Annotated in this window: 24 protein-coding genes, 1 pseudogene and 1 riboswitch; of the genes and pseudogenes, 8 read left to right on the forward strand and 17 right to left on the reverse strand. The window is 69.8% G+C overall.

All coding sequences use genetic code 11. The features are described from left to right. Nucleotides 1-62 precede the first annotated feature (62 nt). The gene (locus ABEA43_RS29065; RefSeq protein WP_345566686.1) at nucleotides 63-1,490 is read left to right on the forward strand and encodes a hypothetical protein; all 1,428 of its coding nucleotides are present in this window, start codon (nucleotides 63-65) and stop codon (nucleotides 1,488-1,490) included. 146 nt (nucleotides 1,491-1,636) lie between these two features. Here ABEA43_RS29065 and serS read toward each other — a convergent pair whose 3' ends face one another. From serS to ABEA43_RS29085, 4 genes are all read right to left on the reverse strand, one after another. Next, a complete protein-coding gene (gene serS / locus ABEA43_RS29070) occupies nucleotides 1,637-2,899 on the reverse strand; it encodes a serine--tRNA ligase (protein WP_345566688.1) in 1,263 nt (420 codons plus the stop codon). A 110-nt stretch (nucleotides 2,900-3,009) separates the two neighbouring features. Continuing rightward, nucleotides 3,010-3,930, reverse strand: coding sequence for a prephenate dehydratase (gene pheA / locus ABEA43_RS29075; RefSeq protein ID WP_345566689.1), 921 nt, complete (start codon nucleotides 3,928-3,930; stop codon nucleotides 3,010-3,012). 101 nt (nucleotides 3,931-4,031) lie between these two features. Continuing rightward, nucleotides 4,032-4,451, reverse strand: a complete 420-nt coding sequence (locus tag ABEA43_RS29080; protein WP_345566691.1) for a DUF4446 family protein — start codon at nucleotides 4,449-4,451, stop codon at nucleotides 4,032-4,034. 22 nt (nucleotides 4,452-4,473) lie between these two features. Next, the gene (locus ABEA43_RS29085; protein WP_345566693.1) at nucleotides 4,474-5,664 is read right to left on the reverse strand and encodes a glycosyltransferase 87 family protein; all 1,191 of its coding nucleotides are present in this window, start codon (nucleotides 5,662-5,664) and stop codon (nucleotides 4,474-4,476) included. A gap of 613 nt (nucleotides 5,665-6,277) precedes the next feature. Here ABEA43_RS29085 and ABEA43_RS29090 point away from each other — a divergent pair. Then, nucleotides 6,278-8,581: a hypothetical protein gene (locus ABEA43_RS29090; protein WP_345566695.1), complete on the forward strand. Its 2,304-nt coding sequence runs from the start codon at nucleotides 6,278-6,280 to the stop codon at nucleotides 8,579-8,581. Nucleotides 8,582-8,873: 292 nt separating this feature from the next. Here ABEA43_RS29090 and mptB read toward each other — a convergent pair. The 5 genes and pseudogenes from mptB to ABEA43_RS29115 all read right to left on the reverse strand — a co-directional run. Next, nucleotides 8,874-10,529, reverse strand: a pseudogene (mptB, locus tag ABEA43_RS29095) (polyprenol phosphomannose-dependent alpha 1,6 mannosyltransferase MptB); the annotation flags it as partial. A gap of 109 nt (nucleotides 10,530-10,638) precedes the next feature. After that, the gene (locus ABEA43_RS29100; protein WP_345566824.1) at nucleotides 10,639-11,346 is read right to left on the reverse strand and encodes a glycosyltransferase family 2 protein; all 708 of its coding nucleotides are present in this window, start codon (nucleotides 11,344-11,346) and stop codon (nucleotides 10,639-10,641) included. Between the two features lie 613 nt (nucleotides 11,347-11,959). Next, entirely contained in the window at nucleotides 11,960-12,307 is a 348-nt protein-coding gene (locus ABEA43_RS29105; protein WP_138698378.1) for an STAS domain-containing protein, read from the reverse strand. A 723-nt stretch (nucleotides 12,308-13,030) separates the two neighbouring features. Beyond that, nucleotides 13,031-14,110 (reverse strand): sensor histidine kinase, encoded by a 1,080-nt coding sequence (locus tag ABEA43_RS29110; RefSeq protein ID WP_345566697.1) that lies wholly within the window; start codon nucleotides 14,108-14,110, stop codon nucleotides 13,031-13,033. A 92-nt stretch (nucleotides 14,111-14,202) separates the two neighbouring features. Then, the gene (locus ABEA43_RS29115) at nucleotides 14,203-14,901 is read right to left on the reverse strand and encodes a response regulator transcription factor (protein WP_345566698.1); all 699 of its coding nucleotides are present in this window, start codon (nucleotides 14,899-14,901) and stop codon (nucleotides 14,203-14,205) included. Nucleotides 14,902-14,995: 94 nt separating this feature from the next. Between ABEA43_RS29115 and ABEA43_RS29120 the strand changes: the two genes are divergently transcribed. From ABEA43_RS29120 to yidC, 3 genes are all read left to right on the forward strand, one after another. Beyond that, nucleotides 14,996-15,169, forward strand: coding sequence for a hypothetical protein (locus ABEA43_RS29120; protein ID WP_345566699.1), 174 nt, complete (start codon nucleotides 14,996-14,998; stop codon nucleotides 15,167-15,169). A gap of 7 nt (nucleotides 15,170-15,176) precedes the next feature. Continuing rightward, entirely contained in the window at nucleotides 15,177-15,377 is a 201-nt protein-coding gene (locus ABEA43_RS29125) for a DUF6412 domain-containing protein (protein WP_345566700.1), read from the forward strand. A gap of 86 nt (nucleotides 15,378-15,463) precedes the next feature. Next, entirely contained in the window at nucleotides 15,464-16,105 is a 642-nt protein-coding gene (gene yidC, locus ABEA43_RS29130; RefSeq protein WP_345566701.1) for a membrane protein insertase YidC, read from the forward strand. Here the strand turns inward: yidC and ABEA43_RS29135 are convergent. After that, on the reverse strand, nucleotides 16,089-16,538 hold the full coding sequence (locus ABEA43_RS29135) for an ATP-binding protein (RefSeq protein ID WP_425570378.1): 450 nt from the start codon (nucleotides 16,536-16,538) through the stop codon (nucleotides 16,089-16,091). The genes yidC and ABEA43_RS29135 overlap by 17 nt on opposite strands. Nucleotides 16,539-16,674: 136 nt before the next feature. After that, nucleotides 16,675-18,543: a sensor histidine kinase gene (locus ABEA43_RS29140; protein WP_345566704.1), complete on the reverse strand. Its 1,869-nt coding sequence runs from the start codon at nucleotides 18,541-18,543 to the stop codon at nucleotides 16,675-16,677. Between the two features lie 94 nt (nucleotides 18,544-18,637). On the opposite strand from ABEA43_RS29140, the gene ABEA43_RS29145 reads away from it, so the two are divergent. Beyond that, on the forward strand, nucleotides 18,638-19,210 hold the full coding sequence (locus ABEA43_RS29145) for a methylated-DNA--[protein]-cysteine S-methyltransferase (protein ID WP_345566706.1): 573 nt from the start codon (nucleotides 18,638-18,640) through the stop codon (nucleotides 19,208-19,210). Here ABEA43_RS29145 and ABEA43_RS29150 read toward each other — a convergent pair. From ABEA43_RS29150 to ABEA43_RS29160, 3 genes are all read right to left on the reverse strand, one after another. Next, nucleotides 19,196-20,530: a purine-cytosine permease family protein gene (locus ABEA43_RS29150; protein WP_345566708.1), complete on the reverse strand. Its 1,335-nt coding sequence runs from the start codon at nucleotides 20,528-20,530 to the stop codon at nucleotides 19,196-19,198. The two genes, ABEA43_RS29145 and ABEA43_RS29150, sit on opposite strands and share 15 nt — an antisense overlap. Further along, nucleotides 20,521-20,635, reverse strand: a riboswitch (TPP riboswitch). Its footprint overlaps the gene before it by 10 nt. 54 nt (nucleotides 20,636-20,689) lie before the next feature. After that, entirely contained in the window at nucleotides 20,690-21,013 is a 324-nt protein-coding gene (locus ABEA43_RS29155; protein ID WP_345566710.1) for a rhodanese-like domain-containing protein, read from the reverse strand. Next, nucleotides 21,010-21,402, reverse strand: coding sequence for a winged helix-turn-helix transcriptional regulator (locus tag ABEA43_RS29160; RefSeq protein WP_345566712.1), 393 nt, complete (start codon nucleotides 21,400-21,402; stop codon nucleotides 21,010-21,012). Before ABEA43_RS29160 ends, ABEA43_RS29155 begins: the two co-directional genes overlap by 4 nt. Nucleotides 21,403-21,524: 122 nt before the next feature. On the opposite strand from ABEA43_RS29160, the gene ABEA43_RS29165 reads away from it, so the two are divergent. Continuing rightward, the gene (locus ABEA43_RS29165) at nucleotides 21,525-22,940 is read left to right on the forward strand and encodes an MFS transporter (RefSeq protein ID WP_345566714.1); all 1,416 of its coding nucleotides are present in this window, start codon (nucleotides 21,525-21,527) and stop codon (nucleotides 22,938-22,940) included. A 3-nt stretch (nucleotides 22,941-22,943) separates the two neighbouring features. On the opposite strand, the gene ABEA43_RS29170 is transcribed toward ABEA43_RS29165, so the two are convergent. Continuing rightward, nucleotides 22,944-23,822 carry an Fpg/Nei family DNA glycosylase gene (locus ABEA43_RS29170; RefSeq protein WP_345566716.1) on the reverse strand — a complete coding sequence of 293 codons (879 nt, stop codon included), beginning with the start codon at nucleotides 23,820-23,822 and terminating at the stop codon, nucleotides 22,944-22,946. A 30-nt stretch (nucleotides 23,823-23,852) separates the two neighbouring features. Next, nucleotides 23,853-24,458 (reverse strand): TenA family protein, encoded by a 606-nt coding sequence (locus tag ABEA43_RS29175; RefSeq protein ID WP_345566718.1) that lies wholly within the window; start codon nucleotides 24,456-24,458, stop codon nucleotides 23,853-23,855. Nucleotides 24,459-24,481: 23 nt separating this feature from the next. Here ABEA43_RS29175 and ABEA43_RS29180 point away from each other — a divergent pair, with 23 nt between their 5' ends. Continuing rightward, the gene (locus ABEA43_RS29180; protein WP_345566720.1) at nucleotides 24,482-25,135 is read left to right on the forward strand and encodes a GOLPH3/VPS74 family protein; all 654 of its coding nucleotides are present in this window, start codon (nucleotides 24,482-24,484) and stop codon (nucleotides 25,133-25,135) included. A 65-nt stretch (nucleotides 25,136-25,200) separates the two neighbouring features. Here the strand turns inward: ABEA43_RS29180 and ABEA43_RS29185 are convergent, their stop codons facing one another. Then, complete coding sequence (locus ABEA43_RS29185; protein ID WP_345566722.1) at nucleotides 25,201-26,469, reverse strand: LCP family protein; 1,269 nt, start codon at nucleotides 26,467-26,469, stop codon at nucleotides 25,201-25,203. Between the last annotated feature and the right edge of the window lie 216 nt (nucleotides 26,470-26,685).

Here is a 26,685-nt window from a genome sequence, read left to right on the forward strand (position 1 = left end):
TCCCGGCCATCGACCTCTACATGAGGTACGCGTGGTTATGTCACCCCGTGACCGTTGCCGGGGTGGTCGTGCTCTTGCTCAACGATCATCTGTTCAAGCAGGTCTGGCCCGGGTTCGTCACCGGCAAGCTGAGCGACTTCGCCGGACTGCTCGTGGCGCCCGCCCTGCCGGCGTTGCTCTTCCGGCGGCGGGGGGACCTCGCGGCCACCGTACTGACCGGGGTGGTCTTCGTGCTCGTGAAGACCACGGAGACGGGCGCTGAGGCCGCCACCCAGGCCTGGACCCTTGTGGCGGATCCGTCGCGCGTCCTGGCCGATCCTACGGACCTCCTGGCCCTGCCCACGCTCGCCCTGGCCTGGTGGATCCGCAACCGCGCCCTCGACCCGCAACCGGGCTCCGCACGCCGGCGCAGTCTGGACCCGGCCCTGAAGCCGGCCCGGCGCGGTCTGGAGATGTTTCCCGCGCGGTGGCGGATCCTGGTGACCGTGCCGCTGGCCGTGCTGGCGGTGACCGCCACGTCCGCCGCCCCGCTCCCGCCCTCCGCCGAGTCCGTCGAGGTGGACAAGGCCGGCCGGATCATCGTCCACGTCCGGAACGGCTCGTCGCCCGCATGGGTGTCGGAGGACGGCGGCCAGACCTGGGCGGAGGGACAGTACGAGCGGATCAAGTCGCCGCAGAGCGCGGCCTGCGTGCCCGGACAAGGGACACGCTGCTACCGGGTGACGTCGGGGCGCCTGGCCGTCGAGCAGTCGGACGACGGCGGCACCACATGGGGTCCCTCGTGGTCGCTGTCAGGGGACGACCGCGAGCGGCTGGTCAGACAGCACGGCGGCCGGGCCGACCTGCGTTCCGTGGCTCTGGCCGTACAGGCCCGGCCGGGCGGGCACACCGTGGTCGTCGCGAACAGCCAGGACGGCATCCTGGTCCGCGACCCGTCGGGAGCATGGCGGCGCGTGGGCTGGCCGGGCGACGACGTCCACCTCGACGAGGTGGATCTCACCCCCGAGATGGACCTGGCGCTGTTCCTGGCCGCACTGATGATGTTCGGCGGCATCGGGGCGGGGGTGCGCCGGCGCCATCGTCTCTACACGGGTTTCGCCGCGATGGCCGCCACGGGGTTCTATCTGGCTCTGCTGAGCTGGCATGGGCTCTTCGGCATCGGGCTGTTGATGCTCCTGATCGGCGGGCTGATGGCCTTGGCAGGAGCCATGTGGTGCTTCGTCCTGGTGATCATCGGGAAGACGGAGCCGACGCCGGTGGCGGTGGGGCTGCTGGCGGCACCACTGGTGTACGCGACCGTCTACACGCCCTTCTACGGCTGGTCGACCGGCACGCCCGGCTCGTACGAGCTGGCCGTCGTCTTCGCCGTGCTGCTGACCGCGCTCGTGCTGTTCGCGGGCGTCGCGGTCATCAGACGCGACGCCCGGCGTACAGACTCTGACGCGTACACAGACCCCTACACGAACGCAGACCCTTACCCGCACGACTGAGCGCACCCGGCACCAGCGGCTGAGCGGCCGGCAGCACCCGGCCCGGCTCAGCCGCGCCGTCACCCGGCCAGGCCCGGCCCGGTCTTGCCGGCGCCCAGCTCAGCCTCGCCGTCATCCGGTCGGCTCAGCCGCGCGCCGGCCGGTGCCTACTTGGCGGGCTCCAGCACGTCGAGCCCCACGTAAGGGCGCAGCGCCTCGGGAAGCACCACAGAGCCGTCGGCCTGCTGGTGGTTCTCCAGGATCGCCACGATCCAGCGCGTCGTGGCCAGCGTGCCGTTGAGCGTGGCCAGGTGCTGCGGCTTGCCGTCCTTGTCGCGATAGCGGACGGCGAGCCTGCGGGCCTGGAACTCGCCGCAGTTGGAGGTCGAGGTCAGCTCGCGGTAGCGCCCCTGGGTCGGGATCCACGCCTCGCAGTCGAACTTCCTGGCCGCCGACATACCGAGGTCACCGGCGGCCGTGTCGATGATCCGGTAAGGGACCTCGATCTTGGCCAGCATCTCCTTCTCCCACGCCAGCAGGCGCTGGTGCTCCTCGTGCGCCTCCTCAGGGCGTACGTAGGAGAACATCTCCACCTTGTCGAACTGGTGGACCCGGATGATGCCCCTGGTGTCCTTGCCGTACGAGCCCGCCTCGCGACGGAAGCACGAGGACCAGCCCGCGTAGCGCAGCGGCAGCTCGTCGCCGCTGAGGATCTCCTGGGCGTGGTAGCCCGCCAGCGCCACCTCCGAGGTGCCGACCAGGTAGAGGTCGTCGTCGGGAAGCCGGTAGATCTCCTTGTCGTGGGCCACGTGGAAACCGGTGCCCTGCATGGTCTCCGGCTTGACGAGCACCGGCGTGATCATCGGCGTGAACCCGGCCTCGATGGCCTGCTGCATCGCCATGTTGAGCAGGCCGAGCTGCAGCCGCGCGCCGAGCCCCTTGAGGAAGAAGAACCGCGAGCCGGACACCTTGGCGCCGCGCTCCATGTCGATGGCGCCGAGCGCCTCGCCCAGCTCCAGGTGGTCCTTGGGCTCGAAGTCGAACACCCGCGGCTCACCGTGGGTCTCGAGCACCACGTAGTCGTCCTCGCCGCCGGACGGCGCGCCCTCCTCGACGATGTTGGGCACCGTCTGGAGGACCTCGTCCAGCTCGCCCCCCAGCTTCTCCGCCTCGGCCTCGGCTGACTTGACCTGACCGGCGAGCTCCTTGGCCCGCTGGAGCAGCGCGGCCTTCTCCTCGCCCTGCGTCTTGGAGACCGACTTGCCCATACTCTTTTGCTCAGCGCGTAGAGACTCGAACGAGGTCAGCGCGGATCGGCGGCGCTCGTCGAGGTCGAGCAGCGTGTCGACGATGGAGTCGTCCTCACCGCGGGCACGCTGCGACGCCCGTAGCCGGTCGGGATCCTCACGAAGGGTACGCAGGTCAATCACAAACAAAGGCTACCGGCGCGCGACGGCCGCCCGCCCCTCGATTAGCCCGCGACAGCCCCCGGATTACCCGCAGCCACCGCGGAACGCTTCTCCGGACCAGCCCCAGCCGGTCAGGCCAGGCCCGCGCGGACCCGGGTCAGCCAGTCGCCGGCCTCGGCGAACTCGGCGTCGGCCGTGCCCCGCTTGATCCGCGGCGCGACCCCGTCGGCCCGCGGATAGCTGCCGAGGAATCGCACTTCGCCGCAGATGCGGTGCAGCCCGGCGATGGCCTCACCGACCCGCGCGTCGGCGACGTGCCCCTCGAAGTCGAAGTGGAAGAAATAGCGCCCGATCCCGTCACCCGTCGGCCGCGACTCGATGCGCGTCAGGTTGACCCCGCGTACGGAGAACTCGGTCAGCATCTCCAGCAGCGCGCCCGGGTGGTCGTCGGCGAGGAAGACGACCAGCGTGGTGCGGTCGGAGCCGGTCGCCTCCGGCAGCGGCTGCGGCCGGCTCACCTTGACGAACCTGGTCACGGTGTCGGACCGGTCGCCGATGTCGACGGCCAGCTCCACCAGCCCGTAGTGCTCACCGGCGATGCGGGCGGCGATGGCGGCGTCGTACGGCGAGCCGGGCAGCGAGACCTCCTGCGCCGCGGCAGCCGTCGAAGGCGCGGAGACCACGACGGCGTCGGGGAGCTCGCGCGAGATGTACGCGCGGCACTGGGTGATGGCCGCCGGATGCGTGTAGACCCGCTTGATGTGCGCGAGCTCGGTGCCGGGCCTGGCGAGCAGCGAGAACTGCACGGGCAGCAGCAGCTCGGCGTTGATCAGCAACGGCTCGCCCCAGGCGAACTCGTCGAGCGTCGTGGTGATCGCGCCCTCGATGGAGTTCTCCAGCGGGACCACGGCGCCGTCGGCGTCGCCCTTGCGGGCGGCGTTGAGCGCGGCGCTGACCGTGGCGCAGGGCAGCCGCTCGGCGGCGGGGTCGAGGAGCCGCAGGGCCTCTTCGGTGAAGGTGCCTTCGGGTCCGAGATAGGCGAGTCTGGGCATGGTTCCAGAGTATCCGCAGGTTGACGCCCAACGCGTACATTCGCTGTACCAGACCTGCACGACCGCCCTCAGGCCGGCCCTGTGAAGCGGCCCAGATGTCCTCAGAGCGGTCCGGAGGCCCGGGACGCGATCAGCGGCCCGATGCCCAGCCTGGCCGCCCGCACCGCCTCTTCCTCCTCGGGCGAGAGCGGCTGCTGCCCCTTCCCGCCCACCACGGGCCGCACATAGGTACGCGTCTCGCTCCGGCCGTTGATCGAGGTCAGCACGATGCCGTCGCCCAGCCCGTTGATCATCGCGACGGAGAACGACAGCCGCCCGGTCATCTCCGACAGCGCGTCGTACCGGCAGACGGCCACGTCTCTGATCGCTTTGAGGTCTCCCATGCCCTCGCTCGTCTGTCTGGCCAGCATCCGCCGACACTCCTCCACCGTGGCCCTGGCCTGCTTGAGCGCCAGAAAACCGATGAACACGCCACTGACCCCGGCGACGACGCCCACAATGACCCAGGTGGTAACGAGCACGGCACAGAGGGTAATGGTTCGGTCAGGCGATCCTCCGCCGTTTCGGCAACCAGGACACCAACAACCACACCAAAGCCAGCGCGCCCAGCCCGAAACCGTTCTGGACGATCTTCCCGAGCACCACGCTGACCCCTGGGATGTTCGCCGCCTTCAGCGAAACCCCCCACCAGGGCACCGGCACCACGTAGAACAGCCACACCCCGGCCGCCACCCGCAGCCTGACCGGATCGCGCCCGTCTCCCACGATGGCGCCGAGCACCACGACCACCCAGGCCAGGTGATGGATCCAGGCGACCGGCGAGAGCAGCACGGCCATCAGCCCGACGAGGGCGACGGCGGTGATCGGATCTTTCGCCTCGTACGCGTCACGGGCGCCGCGGAACCCGTACCAGCCGACCGCGGCCACGATGACGACCCAGATCGCGGACTCCAGGAAACCGGGCATGTAGAGCCGGATCAGCATGCCCCGGATCGACTGGTTGGTGGTGGCCGCGTTCGCGCCGAGCCGTTCGGGATCGAGCAGCGCCGAGAACCAGAAGTCCGCCGCGTCCTGCGGAATCACCGCGAACGGCAGCAACGTCAGCACCGCCGCGGCGAACACCGCCATCGCGAGCGTCCGCCACTGCCTGGTGACCAGCAGGTAGATCAGGAAGACCCCGGGCGTCAGCTTCACCGCCGTGGCCAGCCCGATCAGGAACCCCCGGGGCCACCACGGCCGCTTCGCCGCGCAGTCCGCCAGGCACAACGCGACCAGCAGGATGTCCACCTGCCCGAACCGCACCTGGTCCCTGATCGGCATCAGATAGACGCAGGCGACCATGAGGAACGCGAACACCCACGGCGCGTGCTTCCGCAGCACCGGCCTGAACGCGAACCCCACGGTCACGGCCAGCGCCACGAAGATCCCGGCCGTCCACACCCACTGGGCCGTCCCCCAGGACATCTCCGCCAGCGCCACGGCCAGCATCGCCGCGATCGGCGGATACGTGAACGGGAGCAACTGGGGCGCCGGCGTGAAGTAGTCGTACACCGGACGCCCGTCGAGCAGCATCTGCCCGCCGGTACGGTAAACGTCCAGGTCGACCAGTCGCTGGTCGTCCGCGTTGGTGAGCCACGTGTGCACCAGCGGCGCCACGGCCGCCGCGACGACGAGCGCCACGATCGCCCACGCCCACCACTGCCGCCGCATCACCCGCACCTCGCCACTTGTCACGGTGTGGCACGTTACCGTGGCTGTTGTTGATCGAGGGGCAGACTCTGGGGGTCCGTACATGCCAACCGCCACACCCGGCTCGCCTCCCGTGGCACCTCACCCCCCAGCCCGCCGCGCTTCCAGGCACCCGGCGTACGGCAGTAACGCTTCCAAGCACCCGGCGTACGGCCGTAGCACTTCCAGGCACCTAGCGTGGGCCCATGGCGCTTCCAGGCACCTGGCGTGGGTCCGTAGCGCTTCCAGGCACCTGGCGGGGGCCCGTAGCGCCCGCCATCCTGTACGCACAGCCGCCACCCTGCTCCTGGGCCTCCTCCTCCCCACGGCCCTCGCCGCAGCCCCAGCCACCGCCGCCACACCCCTCGGCCACACCGCCCCGATCTACGGCTCCACCGCAGTCACCCTGCCACCCACCGCCGCCACACCCCAGAACCACACGACCCTCACCACACCCTCAGCACACGCCGCAGCTCTGGGCCACACCGCCCTCACCCGCTCAACGCCCCAAGCCCAGACCGGCCCCACCACGAAAACCCCGGCCACAAACCACCAGAGGCAGCAGCCTGCCCAGGCCCAGGGACAGGAGCAGCAGCAGTCCGGCCAGATCCAGGGACGAGTGGCGCTCATCGGCGTGCCCGGTCTCGAGTGGAGCGACCTCGACCGATCCCGTACGCCCGCCCTCTGGCAACTCGTCGCCGAGGGTGCCTCCGCCTCCCTCTCGACCCGCGCCGTCCCGCCGCCGGACCGCGGCATCACCTGCCCCGTCGCGGGCTGGCTGACGGTCTCGGCAGGCCAGCGAGCCGGCACGGCAGGCAAGGGCTGCCCCGCTCCACCCGCCCCTCAAGTGACCGACCAGGGCGCCACGGTCCCTGGCTGGCAGGCCCTGACCGCGTACCAGTCCGAAACCGGATACAACGCCCAGCTCGGCACCCTCGGCCAACTCGTCACCGACGGCGGAGGCAAGGTCGCCGCCATCGGCCCCGGTGCCGCCCTCGGCGGGGCCAACAAGTCCGGAAACATCGCCAAATACGCCCCCACCCTCGATGCCCTGAGCGACTTCACCCCTTACAACCTGATCATCCTCGAAGCCGCCGACCTGGCGAACGAGTGGGCCCGCCGCCCCCTGGACGAGTACGGCATCCCCACCTCGATGCCCGCCGCAGACCGCCAAGCAGCCGTGTCCAGGGCGGACCAGCAGATCAGCGCCCTGATCAGCAAGCTGCCACCCGACACGACGATCCTGGTGGCCGGCATCTCCGACGTGACGCCGAACGCCCACCTCCACGTCGCGATCGCCACCGGCCCGTCGCCGACCGGCGAGCCGTACCCCCATGACCACCTCACCGCCAGCTCCACCCGCCAGGACGCCCTGGTCACGATCACCGACCTCACCGCCACCACGATCCAGCTCCTCGGGCTGCCCGCCACACGCGACGTGGTCGGCCGCTCCTGGCAACCCGGCGGCCCCGCCCCCGCCACCCCGGCCGACACGGTGGCGGAGCTCGCGGACGGAGACTTGGCCAGCCAGGTACTCAAAGAGGTACGCGGCCCGTTCTTCACCGTCCTCGTGACGATCCAGCTCCTCTTCTACGCCCTCGCCGCCCTCGCCCTACGCCGCCGCCGCGCCACCACCCCAACCCCGGCCGCCACCACAGCACCCAGCCCGGCAACCACCGCGACCAACCCGGCAGAAACCACAGTCACCCCCGCCCTCAACGGCCCAGCCGAGCCTGCGCATCCGGACACCTCCGCCGCCGGCAGCACACCCGAGGCCGCCCGCCCGAACATCACCGCCATCAACCACACTCCCGAAACAGCACCCACGGGCATCCCCACCGACCTGGCGAGCGCATCCAAGATCCTGGTGGCCATTCAGGCCGTGGCCGTGCTGAGCGGCGCCATCGCCGTCTCCACGTTCCTGGCCCAGCTCGTGCCCTGGTGGACCCTGCCGGTGCCGATGCTGTCGGTGATCGTCACGATCCTGGCCATCGCCGGTCTGATCACCGCAGTGGCCTTCGCCGGCCCCTGGCGCGCTCACGTGCTCGGCCCGCTGACCGTGGTCTCCGCCATCACCTCCGTCGCCCTTCTCATCGATGTCATGACCGGCTCCAAACTCCAGGTGAACGCGGTAACCGGCTACGAGCCCGTGACCGGAGGACGTTTCTACGGCTTCAGCAACATCGCCTTCGCCGTGTACGCGACCGGCACGATCCTCGGGCTGGCAGGGGTGGCCCAGTGGCTGCTCCGCAAGGGTGTATCGAAGGTCATGGTCGTAGTGGTCTGTGGTTTGTACGGAGGTTTCGCGGTCTTCGCGGACGGCTGGCCATCGTGGGGCGCGGACTTCGGCGGTGTCCCGGCGTTCGTGATCGGTCTGGCGGTCTTCCTCATACTGCTTTCGGGCAAGCGCGTATCGGTGCTCCGCCTCCTGCTCGTCGGCCTGGTCGGGGCCGCGCTCATCGGCGCCATCTCGGTGTTCGACTGGCTGCGCCCGGAGTCGGAGCGAACCCACCTGGGAGCGTTCGTCCAGCAGTTCATCGACGGTCAGGCGTGGACCGTCATCGGCCGCAAGTTCGGCGCCATGATCGGCGTAACCGTCGGCAACTGGTCATTGACCCTCCTCTCACTGGTCGCGCTGGCGTTCCTGTTCCTGGTGCTCGCCCGTCCCTCACGCTGGGGCGCCTCAGCTCTCGGCCAGGCCTACATCCTGGCGCCGACACTCAGAGCGGGTCTGTTCGGTGCTCTCACCTGCGCATTCGTCGGCTTCCTCATGAACGACTCCGGCATCGCCATCCCCGCTATGGCCCTGACGGTGGCCGTTCCGCTGACGCTGGCAGCCTGTGTACGCGCCCTGCAGCTCGCCAAGCCCACAGGATCAGAGCCACGGTCAGAGCCAGCAGCACCCACGCGAGCTGAGGCCTGAGCACGCTGCTGAGCCACTCCAGGTCCGGCGGTTGCCCCTCCACCCGGGCCGGCAGGTACGCGAGCGACAGGACCAGGAGGTGCGCGACCACGAACCCGTCCACCGCGGACGCCGTCACCAGGGCCAGCAGCCCGAGCGCCAGCCCGTCGTACCAGGGCAGGATGTATGGGGTCGCGAAGAGGTACGCCACGACGAGCCCGGCCGCGACGACAGGCGCCTCCAGCCCGCCTTGTACGCGGCTCGTTGGGTCGTTCGCCCGAAGCGGTGTGAGGCGGCTCGCCTGACCGGAGCGGGCCGCCCAGCGGAGCAAGGACCAGGCGACGAGTGCCAGCACCAGCAGCGAGCCGATCTGGATCTCTCCCCGGTAGGCGCTGCCGGTGCCCACGAACGACTGGAACCAGCCCTGGACCAGCTTCCAGAACGAGGCGTGTGAGATCGACTTGCTGGTGCGCGTCATCGGCGCGATCGCCTCTGGGCCCACGATGGCGTATCCGGCGACCACCACCGCGAGGGCGCACGCGGCCATGAGCGCCAGGCGGGCGGGTCTCCTGCGCAGCTCCCAGGCCGGGCCGAGGGCGACCAGGCCGGCGTTCACCTTGATGGCCACTCCGAGCCCGAGCAGGACTCCGGCACCTGCGGGACGGCTTCTGGCCAGGAGCGCGGCGACCATGCAGGCAATGGCGAGGGTGTCCACGTGCAGGCCCGCGACCAGGTGGTAGAGCAGCAGCGGGTTGGCCGTCCACAGCAGGGCGGCCCGCAGCCGCCTGGCGGGATCGTCCCTGGTGAACCGGTCTATGAGGAGACCCGTCACGATGAAGGCGGCGGCGTTGAACAGGGCCAGCACGAATATCGTCAGCCGGAGCGAGTCACCGCCGATCCAGCTCGCCGCCGCTTGCAGGGCCGTGGCCACGGGCCCGTACACGCTCGGCTCCTCGCGCCAGGGCTCCTCCACGGCGTCGGCGATGGGGTCGCCCGGCAGGTCAACCGCGCCGTGGGTGTAGGGGCTGAGGCCGAGGGTCACCATACGGCCGTAGGCGGCGTAGTTGAGGTGGTCGCCGGAGCCTGAGGGAGGCAGGAACGCGAGGATGGCGGCGGCGAGGCAGCCGATGAGCACCAGGAGTCGCGCACTCGGCCATCCAGTGAGCCCGGAGACGGCCGAAGCAGTCGGCCCGCGACCGGTCATGCCAAGGGATTTGGACTCTACCAAATCGGACACCACGCGACCGGTCACGCCAGGGAACCTGGGCTCCACCGAATCGGATGCCTCTCGACCGGTCGCGCCGGAGGGCCCGGGATCCACCGGATCGAGTATTTCTCGACCAGTCGCGCCCGGGGGTCCGGGATCCACCGGATCGGACACCACTCGACCGGTCGCGCTGGAGGGCCCGGACTCAGCCGAAGCAGAGGACCCGTGGCCGGCCGTGTCAAAGGCACCCGGCTCAACTTCGGCATGGCGTTCAGGATCGGCCGGAGTGGGTGTCGGGGTCCGCGATTCGGCTCTGACGGCTGACCGGAGGACGGCGAGCGCGATCAGCAGGCCGATGCCACCGAGGGTGATCGCCGCGACAGCGAGGGCGATCGTCAGGTGCGGGTCCGGCTGGGCGTCCAGCGAATACGGCGGTTGCCGGCCCTGACCTCCCAAGGCCGGAACCAAGGGCGAGGGACCGAGGAGCCCGATGCCGATCGTCAGCAGGATCGAGGTCCCGATCGCCGCCACGGCAGCGAGCCCCGCGAGCCGTCCCCACGAAGGCCCCCGAGAAGGCCCCCGAGAAGACCCCCGTGAGGGCCACCAGGGCAGCCCTCGTGCCAGAGCTGGTGCCGGCGCTCGAACCGGCTCGTGCTCCCTTTCCCGCCGCGTCTCCGAAGTCACCGGGAAATTCCAGCACACTCGCGGCGCGCCTTCGGCCCAGCGACGGCAACCTGTGGATAACCCGCTCGCGCCAGACATGCCTGTGGATGAAGCCCGGCCTGTCCAGAGGCAAGCGGGCAGCCCAGCCACCTGTGCCAAGGGCAGCGATCAACCAATGCCGGCTCTGGCCCGGTGAACCGAAGCAGGGTCAGCGGGTGGGGCGGCGTTTGCCGAGGTTCTTGACGACGAGAGGGTCCCGCGTGGCCAAGGCGAGCGCCACGTCCCGCAGTTGAACGGCCCGATGGAGTTGCGCCCGCCAGTCCGTCCCCGTGGCCCGATGCGCCATGTCCACCTGGACCTCGGCGATCCGGTACCCCTTGCGCAACAGGTCGATCGTCAGCGCCGTCTCCACCCCGAACCCGTGCGCCAGCGGCCTGGCCGCCTCGAACGCGGCTCTGGTGAGGCAGCGCTGGCCGTTGAGCGGCTGGGCGAGCTCGTAGCCCGTCGCCCGCCGGATGCCCTCTTTCGACAGGCGCACGACTAAGCCGTGTCCGCCGAGCTTCACCCTGGTCGAGAACTGCGCGATGGTCATGTCGGCCGTGCCCGCGCGTACGGGCTCGACGAGGGGGGCCGCGGCGTGAGCCGTCTCGCCCAGGTCCGCGTCGAGGAACAGGAGGTGGCGGGGAGCGGCGTCCTCGTCCAAGAGCCGGACCGCTTCCGCGCCCGTCTCCATCGCGGCGGCCTTGCCCCGGTTACGACTGTGCCGCACCACTCGGGCACCCGCCGCACGCGCCACCTTGCCGGTCCGGTCCGTCGAGCCGTCGTCCACGACCACGACGAGGTCCACACCGGGAAGGGCCGCGGCGGCCTTGATGGTGGCCGCGATGCGGTCGGCCTCGTTGACGGCCGGAATGATGGCCGCCGTGTCGCCACTGCGGGTGTCGCCGTTACGGGTATCACCCCCACGCGTGTCATCGTCGCGGGTGTCATCTCCGCGCGAGTCGCCGTCGCTCACTGAGCGTCACCTCCACGCGCGTACAGACTCCGACCCCGCCACGGAGCACAGCTCCGGACAGGCGCGGGGCTCCGTCCAGGCGTAAGGCCCCGCGGTCCAGCTTTCCCTCGCAGCAAGGCGTTACGCAGACCCGAGACCTCGCCTCGGAACGCAGCTCCCCGCAGCCCCGAGATCCCGCCGCAGGACGCGGCTCCCCGCAGGCCAGGAACCGCACGTCGAAACGCGGCTCCCCCCGTACGGAAGGCACCGCCGCAGGACGTCGCTCCCCGCAGGCCAAGAACCGCACCTCGAACCGCGACCTCCCGCAAGTGGGAGACCCCGCCGCAGGACGCGGCCGCCCGCGGCCCAGGAGCCACACCTCGAAGCGCCGCTTCACCCAGGTGCGGTGCCCCGCTCAGCCGCCGTGCTCCGCTCAGGTGCGGGGCCGTGCCCGGGTGCGGTGGTCCGCTCGGGTGCGGGGCCCGGCCGCGGAGCGGGGCTCCGCGGACGCATCGGCCCTCTGTCGCGGATCCCGTCATGATCCCTCGGTTATGAGGAACTCCTGCGGCACCTCATCATGCACGGTGAACACCGAATCAAGCCCGGTGACCTGCAGAATCTTCCGTACGGCAGGACGCGGGGCGGCCACTTCGAGCGCCCCTCCCTGCTCTTTCATTCGTTTGAGTGCCGACAACAGCACGTTCATCCCCGTGGAGTCACAGAAATCCACGGCGGACATGTCGATGACCACCCGGCTAGGCCCTTCCTGCAGCAGCCGAGTGAACTCGGACTGCAGGTGAGGCGCCGTGTACAGGTCGATTTCTCCGGTGATGGCAACGAGTGCGCACCCGGCGTGTGATCGAGTCGAGACCTTGAGCTCCACATGGGCAGGCTAGCGGCGCGAAGGCTTCCGGTCACGTTGTCACGCCGATAGGGCAAGCACAGGTTTTTGTCCTCCGTTTGGGCTCCATCAAAACGGAGAGTACGCGAAGCTTGACAGCGTGACACCGGAACCGGCACGGCTTCATGGCGAAGGAGGGGCAGGGGCGCCACTGGCGGGCCCCGCGTCGATGAATGCAGAGAAACCCGAAGATCCCCAGCGACAAGGGCTCCGAGAACGTTTGGAGTCCATCCTCATCCGCACAGACAAGGCCACTTCATGGCATGACGAAGCAGGGCGCCTTCGTGGCCTGGTGAACCACGAAGGCTACGTCCCCATCCGCACCAGGCTCGCGGTCGAGGACCTCGAATTCCTCGCCGGCGCCCGCGCCGATCTGCTCAGGTTCACGGAGCTCGGGCTGAGGCTGCTCGATCTCCACCAGCCTCGGGACGCGGGGGGCATCACCAGCGACACCGCCCACCCGATCTTGCGGTGCCGGAGCTGCATGTGGCGCTGGCCTTGCCCGACATTTCGGGCAATGTCGGAGTCGTTCGGAGCTCCTCGGGACACAGCCGACCCGGCACTCCCCGAGAGCGCCTGAGAGCATGCACGTCACCCGAAGCCCCGATCGAGAGCACAGACGAGAGCACAGACGAGGGCTCAGGCGAGCGCACAGGCGAGGACTCAAGCGGACGCCGGACGCACAACCGACGGAGGCGGTGAACGTCAGCTGCCGACCAGGGGCAACCGGATCTCGAACCGGCACCCCGGCCCATCGTTGACCACTCCGATCACCCCGTCGTGCGCCTCCACGATCCCTTGCGCGATGGCCAGGCCGAGCCCCGCCCCACCATCGACCGTAGGAGTACGAGCGGCCTCCCCCCGGAAAGCCACCTCGAACACCCGGGACAGATCCTCCTCGGGAATCCCCCCGCAACAGTCCGTAACCGACAGGCACGCCATCCCCTCGTCGTCCACCCCGGCCCGCAGCACGACGGTCCGGTCAGACGGCGTGTGGCGGATGGCGTTGACGACCAGGTTCCCCAGAGCCCGCCCCAACGCCCCGGCGTCGGCCTCCACAGGTACGGTGGCCGCCGCCTCAGCCGTCAGCACCACCCCCTTGGCCCTCGCCAAGGGCTCGGCCCCGGCCAGGGTGTCGGCGACGAGGTCCGCCAGCCCGATCCTGGCCCGCGAGAGCCGCAGCGCCCCGGCATGGATCCGCGACAGCTCGAACAGGTCGTCCACCATCGCGGACAGCCGCTCCACCTCCAGCTTGATCTGCCCGTGGTACCGCGCGACCGTCTTGGCGTCCGACACCACCCCGTCCTCCAGCGCCTCCGCCATGGCCCGCATGCCGGCCAGCGGCGTACGCAGGTCGTGGCTCACCCAGGCGACCAGCTCCCGCCGCGCGCCCTCCAGTGCCCGCTCCCGCGCGTACGCCTCCTCCAGCGTGTTCGCGATCGTCTGGAGCTCGGCGGGCAGCCCCTGAGGCGCCACGAACGGCACGTCGCGCACCGCCGACACCAGCCGCCTGCTCTCCCCGACCACCCGCTTGGCCAGCACGAACGCGACCCCGAGCCCCACCAGCCCGCCCACCGCGACCACGCTCAGCACAAAGTCCTTGACCGGCCCCTCGATGATCATCCGCATGATGATCGCCACGACCCCGGCCAGCGTCGCCGCCACGGCCACCACCACGACGACGGCCAGCATCACCCCGATGGACCTGGTGCGCAGCCACCACATCACCCCGATGCCGACCAGCGCGACCAGCAGCCCCATCCCGGCGGACACCGCCACGACCATGGGCAACTCCCCCACGGCCACCGCCGCGGGCTCTGCCGCCGAAGAAGCCAAAGAAGCCGAAGCCGCCGAAGCCGCCAAAAAAGCCCACGACGTCACGACCCACCGTCCAACGGCTCGTACCGGTACCCCACACCCCACACCGTGACGATCCTCCGCGGCTCGGTCGGATCGGGCTCGATCTTCTCCCTCAGCCGCCGCACGTGCACCGTCACCGTGGACGAGTCCCCGAACGACCACCCCCACACCTGATCCAGCAACGCCGACCGGCTGAACGCCTGCCGCGGATTGCGCATCAGGTACGCCAGCAGATCGAACTCCCGCGCCGTCAGCATCACCTCGCCCCCGCGCAGCCGTACCTCATGGGCCCCCACGTCGACCACCAGATCCCCGTCGCGCAGCACCCCCGTGCCGCCCGTGACGGACGCCCCGCGGGCGCGGCGCAGCACGGACTGGACCCGCAGCGCCAGCTCACGCGGGCTGAACGGCTTGGTCACGTAGTCGTCGGCGCCCGTCTCCAGCCCGACCACCCGGTCGATCTCCTCACCGAGCGCCGTCAGCATGATCACGGGGACCGGCCAGCGCTCCCGGAGCTTCCTGCACACCTGCAGCCCGTCGATCTTGGGCAGCATCAGGTCGAGCACCATGAGGTCGGGAGGGTGCGCCAGCGCCCTGCGCAGCGCCTCCACGCCGTCACCGACGCACTCGACCTCGTGCCCGTCGCGCTCCAGATAGCGCGCCACGACCTCGGAAACGGTCGGGTCGTCATCGACGACCAGGATGCGCGTCTTCACCTCTTCACGGTACGGCGACAGCCTCGTCCAGTGACATGTACGTCATTACTTCGTAAGCCTCGCGGATCATCCTCAGAGGACGTACGGTGTCCCCATGGGTAGAGTCGTCATGCTCGTGCTAGGGACCTTGCTGGGTCTCTTCGTGCTGTTCAATTTCCTCCTGCCGATGCTGGTCGGGCTGGTCAAGGTCGCCCTCATCATCGGTGTGGTCGCTCTGCTCGTCTTCGTCGTGGTCACCGTCGTCGGCAAGTCCTCACGTTCTCAGTGACCTCACAGTGACGCAGTTCCTGTTCGATCCGTGGCTGGCCGGGATCACCATGATGGCGATCCTGCTGCTGGCTGCGTGGGCCGCCACGTTGCTGCCGGCCCTCAGCGGCGAGCCATCGGCCTTCCCGCTGACCTACGCGCGCCGCACGGCCTTCCAGCGCCAGCGTGATCCCGGCGCGGCCGGGCGTTCGCGTCCACGCGCTCCTTAACCGAGCCCCGCTTCCCGTCAAGCGGGGCTCACTTCGCCATGACCGCAGTGAGCCCTTGAAACCTGTCTCCCCAAAGGGTTGGGCTCATGATCGATTCACTTGTCACGTTCGTCATCACCGTGTCCGGCGGCCATGCCGCGCTCGGAATCGTGCTGTTCACACTGGCCGTACGGCTGCTCCTGCTGCCGCTCAACGTCCGTCAGGCCCGCATCGCGAAAATCCGCGAGCGCCTCGCCCCCAAGTTGCGCGAATTGCAGAAGCGTTTCGCGCGCAATCCCGAGCGCCTCGTCAAGGAGACGTCCGCGCTTTACGCCAAAGAGGGCAGCTCGCCGTTCGCCGGCTTCATGCCCATGCTCGCGCAGCTGCCGTTCATGTGGCTGATGTATCGGGTGGCCACGCATCCGACCGCACTGGTGGGCCACGACCTGTTCGGGGCTCCGCTGGGTCAGCAAGTGGCAGGCGTCATCGCTAATTACGGTCTGCTCAGCACCCCGGTTTTGGTCTTTGTAGTGGTCATCGCACTGGTCGCGGTGGTGGCATGGCTTTCCACCAGGCAAATCAAGATTTCGGAAGAGCAGCCGGAACTCATGAGGAAGCTCGCGCCGTTCCTCCCGTACGGGTCCGTGCTGGCCGCGCTGGTGCTCCCCCTGGCGGCCGGCGTGTACCTGCTCGTCTCGTCGGCGTGGGCCGTCTCGGAGCGCGCGGTGCTGGCTAGCCGGCCTCTCTGAGGGCCGCCACCTGCCCTGTGACCTGCCCGTTCATCGATCCGTTGGGGGCGGGCAGTATCGCCCACACCGTCGTCGTGTCCCCGTCGTGCCGAACCCCCCAGCTCTCCGCGACGTATTCGACAATGCCGAGCCCACGGCCCCCGAGCGAGGACAGGGTCGGGCGGCCCGCCCGCGGCTCTGTGGCCGCACCCCCGTCGCTCACCGCCACCTCGATGTGATCGTCACTACGCAGCCAGGCCACTCTCACCATGCCCGACGGCAGTGGATGCGCGTGCCGCAGCGCGTTGCTCAGCAACTCGCTCACCACCAGCACCGCATCGTCGATGGCAGCGGAAAAGACCCCGCTTTCCTGCAGGTCAGTGCTCAGACGCTGGCGGGCGACGGCGACGCTGGACGGCGCGTACGGCAGCAGCACCACGCTTGACACACCCACCTCCCCGTTCCCTGTGCCCCCCGCGGGAACACTCCCCGGTACGACCGAAATGCCCCGTTACTCAATCCCAGAAACCGCATCTCGATCACAGCTTGTACACATTGGACGATAGATCAGCTCAACCGTGACCACCTCGTTACCGCATCGGTGTGTCGGATCCGATATTGGAAGCGCAACGAAGGACAAGGCGCATCCTCGTACCGCCTCCAGGCCGCGGATGAGCACTCACATCTCCCCCCTGAGCCCTGGCGAGACTGCGGACGATGTAGAGCCCGAGCCCCACTCCACCAAACCGTCTACGATCGCCGCTGTCCACCTGGACGAATCTCTCAAAGATCCGCTCCCGGTCAGGCGGGGCGATACCGACGCCCTCGTCATCGACGACCACCACGACGTTGTCGTCCTCGGGCCACGCCTCGACGCTGATCAAACCGCCCTTCGGCGAGTATTTGAAGGCGTTCTCCAGCAACTGCCCCAGAACGATGTCCGTAGCCAGCGGGTCCCCCAGGACGTGCGGCAGCCCTTCAGGGATGATCACCTCGACCCGGTGCTTGTCCGACAGGACGGGCAGCCCGAGCGTGGCCGCGTTGATGCGCTCGGCCAGGTCGAACGTCTCCATCTTGACCTTCAGCTCCTCCGCCCCGGCCCGCGCGCCGAGCAGCAGGTGGTCCACGAGCTGTCCCAGCGACCTGGCCCGCTCCGAGATCGTGTGCACGGCAGAACGCCGCTCGGCGTCGCTCAGCTTGTCCCAGCGCGAATCGAGCGTGCTGGCGAACCCCCGCACGATCGTGATCGGCGTCCGCAGCTCGTGGCTGGTCGTGGCCAGGAACAGGTCCTTGGCCTCCTCCAGCTCCTTGGCCGTGGTCACGTCGCGGAAGTCGATGACCACCTCGCCGGTCTCCTCGATCCGCGCGCTCACCACGTCCAGCCACCGCCCGGTCTCCATCTGGAACGTGACCTTCTCCCCCGGCTTGGGCAGCGGGAACGGCGGCGGCCCGCCGATGACGGCGGTGGCGGGGAAGGCGGTCAGCTCGGCCGCGGCCGGGTTCCAGCGCACGACGCGGCCCCCGCCGTCGAGCACGGCGATGCCGTCGGCGCTGGCGTCGAACACGGCCCGCTCATGCGCCCGCTGCCGCACCGCCTCCTGGTAGGCCACCGCGTTCCCGACGGCGATGCCCGCGTGCCCGGCGAGCAGCTCCAGCAGCTCCAGCTCCAGGTGTCCAGGCGTGCGCCGGGCGAACAGCGCGTACAGGGCGCCGTAGGGCCGCCCGCCGACGGCGGCCAGGCCGAGCGCGATCGTGTGCAGCCCCTTCAGCCGCGCCCACACCAGGTCCTCCAGCCCGTCCGACTCCAGCATGACGGTCTTGCCGGTGCGTAAAAGCTTGTCCACCAGGCTCGTACGCAGGTCCGTGGTGGTCCCTCTGATGCTCTCAGGCAGCCGGTACGTGCTGACCAGCCGCAGCCGATCCTCCTCGATCAGCACGAACCCGCCCGCGTCGGCCCCCGTGAGCTCCGTAAGACTCGCCGAGATCCGGTCGAGCACGGCGGACAGCTCCAGCTCGGAGTTGATGTCACCGACCACGTCGGTGAGCCTGCGCACGAGCCTGGCCCGGCGCGCCATGCGGTTCCTGGCCACCTCGTCGGCCTGCGCCAGATGGTGCACGCAGACGTAGCCGGCCACGGCGCTGCCCAGACGCAGCGCGCTGATGTCCACCCGCACGTCGAGCATGGTCCCGTCGCTGCGCAGGCGCTTGGTACGCAGCGAGACCTGCCCGCCGGTGCGTACGCGTTCGAGCACCGCGTTGTGCTCGGCCTTCAGCTCGCCCGGCACGATCGGCGCCCTGCGCCCGAGCATCTCCTCCGCCGTCCACCCGAAGAGCCGCTCGGCGGCGTCGTTCCAGACAAGGACACTCTGATCCCTGTCGAGCGCCACGACGGCATTGGGCGAGCTGGCGAGCACCGCACGAGCGATCTCGTCGTCACTACCGGCCCATTCGTCCCCCACTCCTCCATAGTGCACGTGGCGCGGTGGGTGCGTCGGGCGATCCGTCCGATACGCTGCGGTCACGGTGATTCCCGGCGGGTGGGAGGGTGAGGCTATGTCGAGCGGCGATCTCGATGCCCTGCTGCGCGTGACCTCCAGCACCTACAAGGGTGAGACACCGCCGGACATCGCGTTCGGCACCTATGACGGCGCCGTGGGCAGAATGGTGCTCGCCGTGACCGGCAAGGGCATCGCGGCCTGCAGCTTCGAGCCGGAAAACAGCGTGTTCGAGCTGCTCAGCAGGCATGTGGGCACGTTCATCGGGCCCGATCCGCGGCGGCTCGACCCGGTGCGCAGAGAGCTGGACGCCTACTTCTCCGGCCGCCTGCGGGCGTTCGCCACGCCGGTGGACCTGTCGCTGGCCACATCCTTCGCCCGCACGGTGCTGCAGAAGACGATGGGCGTCCCCTACGGCACGACGACCACGTTCGAGCGGATCGGCGAGAGCATCGGCAGGCCGCGCGCGCTGCGGGCGATCGGCAACGCGCTGGCCTCCAACCCGATCTGCGTGATCGTGCCGTGCCACCGGGCGGTGCGCGAGGACGGCGAGCTCGGCGACTACGCGGGTGGCGTGGCCGCCAAGCAGCACCTGCTCAACGTGGAAAGGCGCACCTCAGCGGGCGGATGAGCGCCGTCGCGGCCAGCCGATGAGCAGCGTCACCACGGCGGCCACGAGGGCCGCGCCCAGCGCGCCGTTCATCCAGGTCTGCCGGGTGAAGCCGATCAGCTCGCGGGCCGACTGCCAGAGCCCGTCCCACGCCGCGACGGTGGGGGTGGAGGTCGTCAGCCAGTAGGCGACGAAGCCGAGCGCCCACGGCACCAGCATCGACCAGCGCGAGGGCGCGTTCTCCGCGGTGTTCCAGCGGTGGGAGCCGCCGAGCAGGAAATAGTCGACCGCCAGCACCGCGAACATCGGCACGAACACCGCCCCGATCACGCCCAGGAACGCGCCGTACGACGTGACGTCCACCACGAGGGCGATCGCGACCGTCAGGATCCCGATCGCGACCGAGAAGACGCGCCGGTCCACGCGCGGCATCAGGTTCTGCAGCGAGACGGTGGTGGAGTAGACGTTGGCGAAGGACTGGTCGGTCTCACGCAGCACCAGGATGCCGAAGAACAGCGCGCCCAGCGGCACCGCCACGAAGGGCGCGAACACCGCCGTGCTGTCGGCCTGCACCGCGCCCGCGCCGGCCATCGCCACCGCGTAGACGCCCAGCCCCAGGCAGGCCACCTGCGCCAGCGTGTAACCGCCGACCACGCCGGCGAACGCGGCCCTGCTCGACCTGGAGTGCCTGGCGAAGTCGGCGGCCATCGGCACCCACGACACCGACAGGGCGATCACGTAGTCCACGGCCGGGGCGAACGCCGTCCACGACCCCCCGGTCTGCGGCTGGGCCTCGGTCAGGAAGAACCAGCCGAACCAGATCAGCGACACGATCACGCCGACGGTGACGTACCGGCGCAGGAGGCGGATCGAGCCGAGCGGCCAGATCGTGAGCGCCGTGGTGAGCACCCCCGCCACGATCACCCACACCTGGTACGGCACCGACCCGAAGATCGCGGTCGCGGCCTTGGCGATCACCCAGAGCTCGAAGGCGCCCCAGCCGAGCATCTGCACGATGTTCAGCACCGTGGGCGCGTAGGAGATCTTCGCCCCGAACAGCCCGCGCAGCAGCACCATCGCCGGCTGCCCGGTCCGTGTGCCGGGGATGGCGGACAGGCCCACCATGGCCGTGCCGATCAGGCTGCCGACCACCGCCGCCGCGAGGGCGGCGGCGAGGCTCAGCGGGGCATTGCCGAGCGGGTCGAGCAGGAACAGCGCCCCGGAGAAGCCCAGCAGGCTGACACCGAGATTCGCCCAGAGCGCACCCTGGTCGAGCACGCCCAGCGTCTTCGGTGGCCGTCCTTCGAGGGTCAGCGGAACTTCGTCGACGGCATGCGACATCGCACACTCCCTACGCCGGCATTACCCGGACAGGTTCAGGCGGTCGGCAGCGGACCAGTTGCTGCCCTCTCAGCCCGGCGACCCCGAGCTCCCGCGACGATCTGTAGTTAGCGACCTCATGATGCCTCAATGGCGGCGAAACCGCCATAGTGGGTGACTTCAGGCGACGAACGGCTCCTGGCCGGTCTCGCTGACCATCGGACGCTGCGCGGACTCCCACGACTGCATGCCGCCGCCGACGTTGACCGCGTCGCGCCCGAGCTGGTTGAGCCACGCCGCGACCTGCAAGGACCGGCCGCCCACCCGGCAGACGACGTAGATCGTACGGTCGCCGGGCACTTCCTCGACCCGGCCCTGGATCTGCGTCATGGGGATGTGCACGGCCTCCGGCGCGTGCCCCGCCAGCCATTCGTCCTGCTCACGGACGTCGAGCAGATAGGCGTCGGCGGGAATGGCACTGGCCTCGATCTCAGGAACGGTCATGACTCCATTGTCGCGCGTCGCGCATCGTAGGAAACACGCGCCTCGGCGATCTCCTCCTGATGCTCCTCGGTCCAAGTGACCAGGGACTTGATGGTCTGGTGGAGGGTGCGGCCGAGCGGCGTCAGCGCATAGTCCACCCGGGGCGGCACGACGGGGTGGACCGTGCGGGTGACCAGGCCGTCGCGTTCGAGCTGGCGCAGGGTCACGCTCAGCATGCGCTGGCTGACGCCGTCGATCTCGCGGCGGAGCTGGGTGAAGCGCAGGCTCTGGCAGTCGAGCAGGGCGATGACGAGCAGCGACCACTTGTCCGCGATGCGGTCGAGGATCTGGCGGACCTCGCAGCCCTCGCGGACGTCCCATTGGCGCACGTCGTAGTCGTCGTCGTCCATGGTGCCTTCGCAGTAACCGAGTGATTCCAAAGTGCCGTCTTCCACGAGATTCCATGTTGCCGCATGATGTGGACGGTTACAAGAGAGAACCGACCTGCCTAAAGGTAACCGGGGGTTTTGTCATGGCGATGCCTGCCCGCTCGTGGGGCGTACTGATCGTTTTGTGTGGGGCCATATTTCTGGAGGGCATCGACGTCGGCATGCTGAACGTCGCCCTCCCGGCCATCCGGGCCGACCTCGGGCTGTCCACGGGGCTGCTGAGCGGGGTGGTGAGCGCGTACGTGCTCGGGTACGGCGGGTTCATGCTGCTCGGCGGGCGGGCGGCAGACCTGCTGGGCAGGCGGCGGATGTTCCTGCTCTGGCTGGGGGTGTTCCTGGTCTTCTCCGGGCTCGGCGGCTTCGCGAACGAGGGCTGGGTGCTGCTGGTGGCCAGGTTCGTGACAGGGGTGGCCGCCGCGTTCATGACGCCCGCCGGGCTCTCCCTGGTCACCACCAGTTTTCCCGAGGGCAGGCAGCGCAACAAGGCCCTGCTGATCTACGCGGGCACCGCGGCCGCGGGCTTCGCGCTGGGGCTGGTGGCCGGTGGCGTGCTGACCGCGTTCGGCTGGCGCTGGGTGTTCTTCGCGCCCGTCCTGCTGTCGCTGGTGATCCTTCTGGCCGCGATCCCGCTGCTGAAGGAGCCCGCCGCCGAGCGGCCGCCGGTCGCGGGCTTCGACGTGGCGGGCGCGGCGAGCGTCACGGGCGCGATGATGCTGCTGGTCTACGGCGTGGTACGCCTGGAGCACCCGGCCGACGGCCTGCCGCTGACCATCGGGGTCTTCGCCGGCGGCCTGGCGCTGCTGGGGGCGTTCGTCGCCATCGAACGCCGCTCGGCCAGCCCGCTGGTCCGCTTCGGCATCTTCAGATCGGCCGCGCTGGTCCGGGCGAACCTGACGGCGGCCCTGCTCACGGCCTCGTTCTTCGGCTTCCAGTTCCTGGTCACGCTCTACCTTCAGGAGCTGCGCGGCTGGTCGACCATCGAGACGGGGCTGGCGCTGCTCGCGGCCGCCGCCGACGTGGTGCTCGCCCCGACGCTCACCCCTTGGCTGGTCAACCGGTACGGCAACGCCAAGGTCGTGCTCGGCGGGCTGCTGTCGGGCCTGCTGGCGTACGCGCTCTTCCTCGGCGTCGGCCTGGACTGGGCGTACGCGGCCATGCTGCCGTCGATGCTGCTGATCGGCCTGATGTTCGCCTTCGTCTACGGGCCGCTCACCATCGTGGCCACGGACGGCATCGCGGAGCACGAGCAGGGCCTGGCCGGCGGCCTCATCAACTCCTCGTTCCAGTTCGGGGCGGCGCTCGGCCTGTCGGTGGTCACCGCGGTCAACGTGGCCGCGCTCGGTGACGCGACCTCGGCCCAGGCCGGGCTGGCCGCCATGCGCACGGCGCTGGTGGTGCCGGTGACGGCCACGCTGTTCGCCGCGCTCATAGCCGTCGCCGGGCTGCGCTCCAGGGCCGGGCGCCCGCGGGCGGAGGAGCGGGTGTCCGTCGGCGCCTGAGCGCTACTTCAGCAGCCGGGAGAGCCGCCGGTCGGCCAGCGGCTTCCCGCCGGTCTGGCAGGTGGGGCAGTATTGCAGCGCGGAGTCGGCGAACGACACCTCACGGATCGTGTCGCCGCACACGTCGCAGGGCTGCCCCGCCCGGTTGTGGACCCGGAGCCCCGACTTCTTCTCCGCCTTGAGGTCCTTGGCCGCCAGCCCGTGCGCGCGCTCGACCGCGTCCCTGAGCGTGGTGATGATGGCCTCGTGCAGATCGGCGATCTGCGCGTCGGTCAGCGTCGCCGAGATCTTGAACGGGGACATCTTGGCCGCGTGCAGCACCTCGTCCGAGTAGGCGTTCCCGATGCCGGCGATGATCTTCTGGTCGCGGAGCAGGCCCTTGATCTGGGTACGGTTGCCGCCCACGATGCGCTTGAGCGCGGCCACGGTGAAGGACTCGTCGAGGGGGTCGGGGCCGAGGGCGGCGACGCCGGGGACATCGTCAGGATTTTTCGTGACATAGACGGCCAGCCGCTTCTGCGTCCCCGCCTCCGTCAGCTCGAACCCGGGAGCCAGCCCCTCCTCGTCGGGCGCCAGCCTGAGGCGTACCGCCAGCGGCCCCTTGCCGGGACGGACGGGCTTCGCGCCCGAGAGGTCGTCACGCCAGCGCAGCCACCCGGCGCGGGCCAGATGGAAGATCAGGTGGAGGCCGTCGCAGTCGAGGTCGATGAACTTGCCGTGCCGCGACACACCGGTGACGGTCAGCCCGCCGAGCGCGGTGACCGGCGGATCGAACGTCTTGAGCGCCTGGAAGGCGACCACGTCGACCCCCAGGACCGTACGGCCGACCGCCCGCTCGCGCAGGAAGCCGGTCAGAGACTCCACTTCGGGAAGTTCCGGCATGCCACCAGAGTACGGCGCGCGCCCCGATGACTACGGCACGCTCCAGAACGCCAGCTCGTGCGCCATCCCCTCCGCGAACAGCGCCTCCGCCCTGCCCCGGTCCGGCGCCGCCTCGTCGATCAGCTGCCCGATCCGCGCGGTCAGCGCCGCGAACCCCGGATCCGCGTACGTGTCCACCCACGCCCGGTACCGCGGCTCGGCGGGCGGATTCTCCGCCAAAATCTGCCCAAGACTCGAATATCCCCACATGCACGGATAGAGCGCCGCCAACCCCTCCCCATAGGTCGCCGCCGACTCCAGCAGGAACGCCGTGTACGCCGCACACGCCGGCCCCTTCACCGCCCCCTCCAGATCCGCCCCGAACTCCGCCGACATCGTCCTGTGCAGGCTCAGCTCGTCGTGGTACGTCGTGTGCGCCAGGTCCACCAGGTCGCCCAGATGCGCCGCGGGCGCCTGCCAGGCCAGCCGGGCGAACACCCGCACGTAGTCCAGCAGGAACAGGTAGTCCTGCTCCAGCCACGACCTGAACACCGGCTCGGCCAGGTCGCCCCGCGCGATGCCGGCCACGGTGGGATGTTCGAGCTGCGCCTTGAGCAGCGGCCGGCCGATCGCGTGCAACTCATCCGAGATAGTCATGGCTGGGAGGTTAGTGTCGAAGCATGACTGTGACGATCGCCGAAGAGCTCCTTCTGCTCGCCTACTCCGAGGAGGAGGGCAAGCAGCTCATCAGCGCGACGCAGCTCGACCCCGCGCTCGCGGGCGCGATCATCGCCGAGCTGGCGGTGGCCGAGCGGGTGGAGCTGTCGGACAAGAAGCTGACGCTCACGAGCCCGGCTCCGCTCGGCGACGACGAGCTGGACACCACGCTGGCCCGCATCGCCGCCGAGGGCAAGGCCAGGAAGCCCGCCTGGTGGGTCCAGCGGCTGCAGTCGGGCAAGCTGCGCAGGCGGCTGCTCACCCGGCTGGCCGAGTCGGGCGTGCTGGCCGAGGAGCGCGGCAAGATCCTCGGCATCTTCCCCACCACGCGCTGGCCGGAGGCCGACCCGAGCGTGGAGGCGAACGTCAGGGAGCGGGTCTCCAGCGCGCTCGGCGGGGCGGACCCGGACGCCCGCACGGCCGTCCTGATCGCGATCATGCATGCGGCCAAGCTCGACCGCAAGGCGTTCCCCGGCGCGAGCAAGGAGCGCATCCAGGAGATCGCCGAGGGCGCCTGGGCCGCCGACGCGGTCGCCAAGACCATCGCCGCGATCAACTCGGCCATGACGGCCGCCATCACCTCGGCCGCCGTGGCCGGCGCGATCACGTCGAGCTGAACTGGCACGTAGCACTGACACAGGGCACGGCCCCCGCTCGGCGCGGGAGGCCGTGCGCAGCGGACTCAGCCGGCGTCGATGATCTCCTTGGGCACCGGCTTGTCGTTCTTCAACGCGTCGAACAGCGCCAGGGCCTTGACCCTGTCCCACTTGACCGCCGTGCCGCCGCCCGCGATCTCGTTGCCGCCGAACGGCACCACCGTGGTCACCGGGCTGTCGCCCATGGCCAGCCCCAGCGAGAGCATGTCGAACGCCCCCGTGCTCGAATCGACCGCGACTGCGTCGGTCGCGCTCATCGCCAGCGGGATCGAGGTGAACGGGTTGATGAGGACTCCCGGGCTGGCCGCCTTCTTCACCACCGCGCCGAGGAACTGCCGCTGCCGCTTGGTCCGCTCGAAGTCGGGCAGCGCGCCGCCCTTGCGGGTGCGTACGTATCCGAGCGCCTGCGAGCCGTTGAGCATCTGGGTGCCCTTCTTCAGCTTCAGGCCCGCCTTGGGGTCGTCGACGTCGGCGCGCACGTTGATCTCGACCCCGCCGACGGCGTCCACGATGTCCACGAAGCCGGCGAACCCGATCTCCATGTAGTTGTCGACGTGCACGCCCGTGACCGTCTCGATGGTGCGTACCAGCAGCTTCGGCCCGCCGGCCGCGTAGGCGGCGTTGAGCTTGTCACGCCCCTTGCCGGGGATCGTGACGGCGGAGTCACGCGGCAGGCTGACGAGCGTCGGCTTGTCGCTGCCCTCGGGGATGTGCAGCAGCATCATCGAGTCCGTACGCTGCCCGGCCGAGCGGCCCGTCGCCAGCTTCTTGCGCTGGTTGGCCGACAGGCCCTTGCGGCTGTCGGAGCCGACCAGCAGCCAGTTGGTGCCCGGGGTGTCCGCGGGGCGGCCCTCGTAGTCTTCGAGCGCGGCATCGATGCCGCCGAGCCGCGAGTCGATCCAGAAGAACAGGCCCACGGCCGCCACCAGGAGCACCACGAGCAGCCCTGCGATGATCATCAGGATCGTCTTGCCCCGCACCCGCACCCGCTTGCGCGGCCCTCTGGGCTCCTTGTCCGAAGGCGACCTCAGCGGCCTGACAGGGCTGCTGCCGGAACGTTCCTTGCCGTACACGCGACCGCCCGGCCTGGGCGATCCGCTCGGGGAGGCGGTCTGCGGCGCCGGCTCCGGGATCTGCGTGGCGGCTGGGAGCTTGTGCGTGGGCGCGCCAGGCCCCGCGGACGGGACGCGGTGCGCGGGAGCACCGCCTGAGCGTTGGCCGTCACCGGGCCGTGGAGGCAGCGGGCGGCCGTCGCCCGGCGAGCGCATGGCCCGCGTCCGATCGTCCTCAGACACTTCGCCTTCTTCCCTTCGGTTGCCATAGACGCTACGTCGAACCCCAGAGCAGTGAAGACACTCCGCCAAGCTTTTCCCACGGAAAAGTACGCAGAACTAGCTGAGAGTCACTTCGGAAACATAGACGCCAGCAGCGTCGTTAAGGTTTTGGACGACCTCTATCGAAGGGAAGATCGTGTCCGCGTCGGACCCGTGGAGTCTTTGCCCGTGCTCAGG

This window comes from Nonomuraea rosea (assembly GCF_039539705.1).
Taxonomy (GTDB): domain Bacteria; phylum Actinomycetota; class Actinomycetes; order Streptosporangiales; family Streptosporangiaceae; genus Nonomuraea; species Nonomuraea rosea.

Excerpts from the sequence above, each read along its gene's own strand:
- pheA (WP_345566689.1), bottom strand. The coding sequence starts at position 3,930 with ATGCCCAGACTCGCCTATCTCGGACCCGAAGGCACCTTCACCGAAGAG.
- ABEA43_RS29110 (WP_345566697.1), bottom strand. The coding sequence starts at position 14,110 with ATGGTCGTGGCGGTGTCCGCCGGGATGGGGCTGCTGGTCGCGCTGGTC.
- ABEA43_RS29120 (WP_345566699.1), top strand. The coding sequence starts at position 14,996 with ATGGGTAGAGTCGTCATGCTCGTGCTAGGGACCTTGCTGGGTCTCTTC.
- yidC (WP_345566701.1), top strand. The coding sequence starts at position 15,464 with ATGATCGATTCACTTGTCACGTTCGTCATCACCGTGTCCGGCGGCCAT.
- ABEA43_RS29145 (WP_345566706.1), top strand. The coding sequence starts at position 18,638 with ATGTCGAGCGGCGATCTCGATGCCCTGCTGCGCGTGACCTCCAGCACC.
- ABEA43_RS29150 (WP_345566708.1), bottom strand. The coding sequence starts at position 20,530 with ATGTCGCATGCCGTCGACGAAGTTCCGCTGACCCTCGAAGGACGGCCA.
- ABEA43_RS29155 (WP_345566710.1), bottom strand. The coding sequence starts at position 21,013 with ATGACCGTTCCTGAGATCGAGGCCAGTGCCATTCCCGCCGACGCCTAT.
- ABEA43_RS29160 (WP_345566712.1), bottom strand. The coding sequence starts at position 21,402 with ATGGACGACGACGACTACGACGTGCGCCAATGGGACGTCCGCGAGGGC.
- ABEA43_RS29165 (WP_345566714.1), top strand. The coding sequence starts at position 21,525 with ATGGCGATGCCTGCCCGCTCGTGGGGCGTACTGATCGTTTTGTGTGGG.
- ABEA43_RS29170 (WP_345566716.1), bottom strand. The coding sequence starts at position 23,822 with ATGCCGGAACTTCCCGAAGTGGAGTCTCTGACCGGCTTCCTGCGCGAG.
- ABEA43_RS29175 (WP_345566718.1), bottom strand. The coding sequence starts at position 24,458 with ATGACTATCTCGGATGAGTTGCACGCGATCGGCCGGCCGCTGCTCAAG.
- ABEA43_RS29180 (WP_345566720.1), top strand. The coding sequence starts at position 24,482 with ATGACTGTGACGATCGCCGAAGAGCTCCTTCTGCTCGCCTACTCCGAG.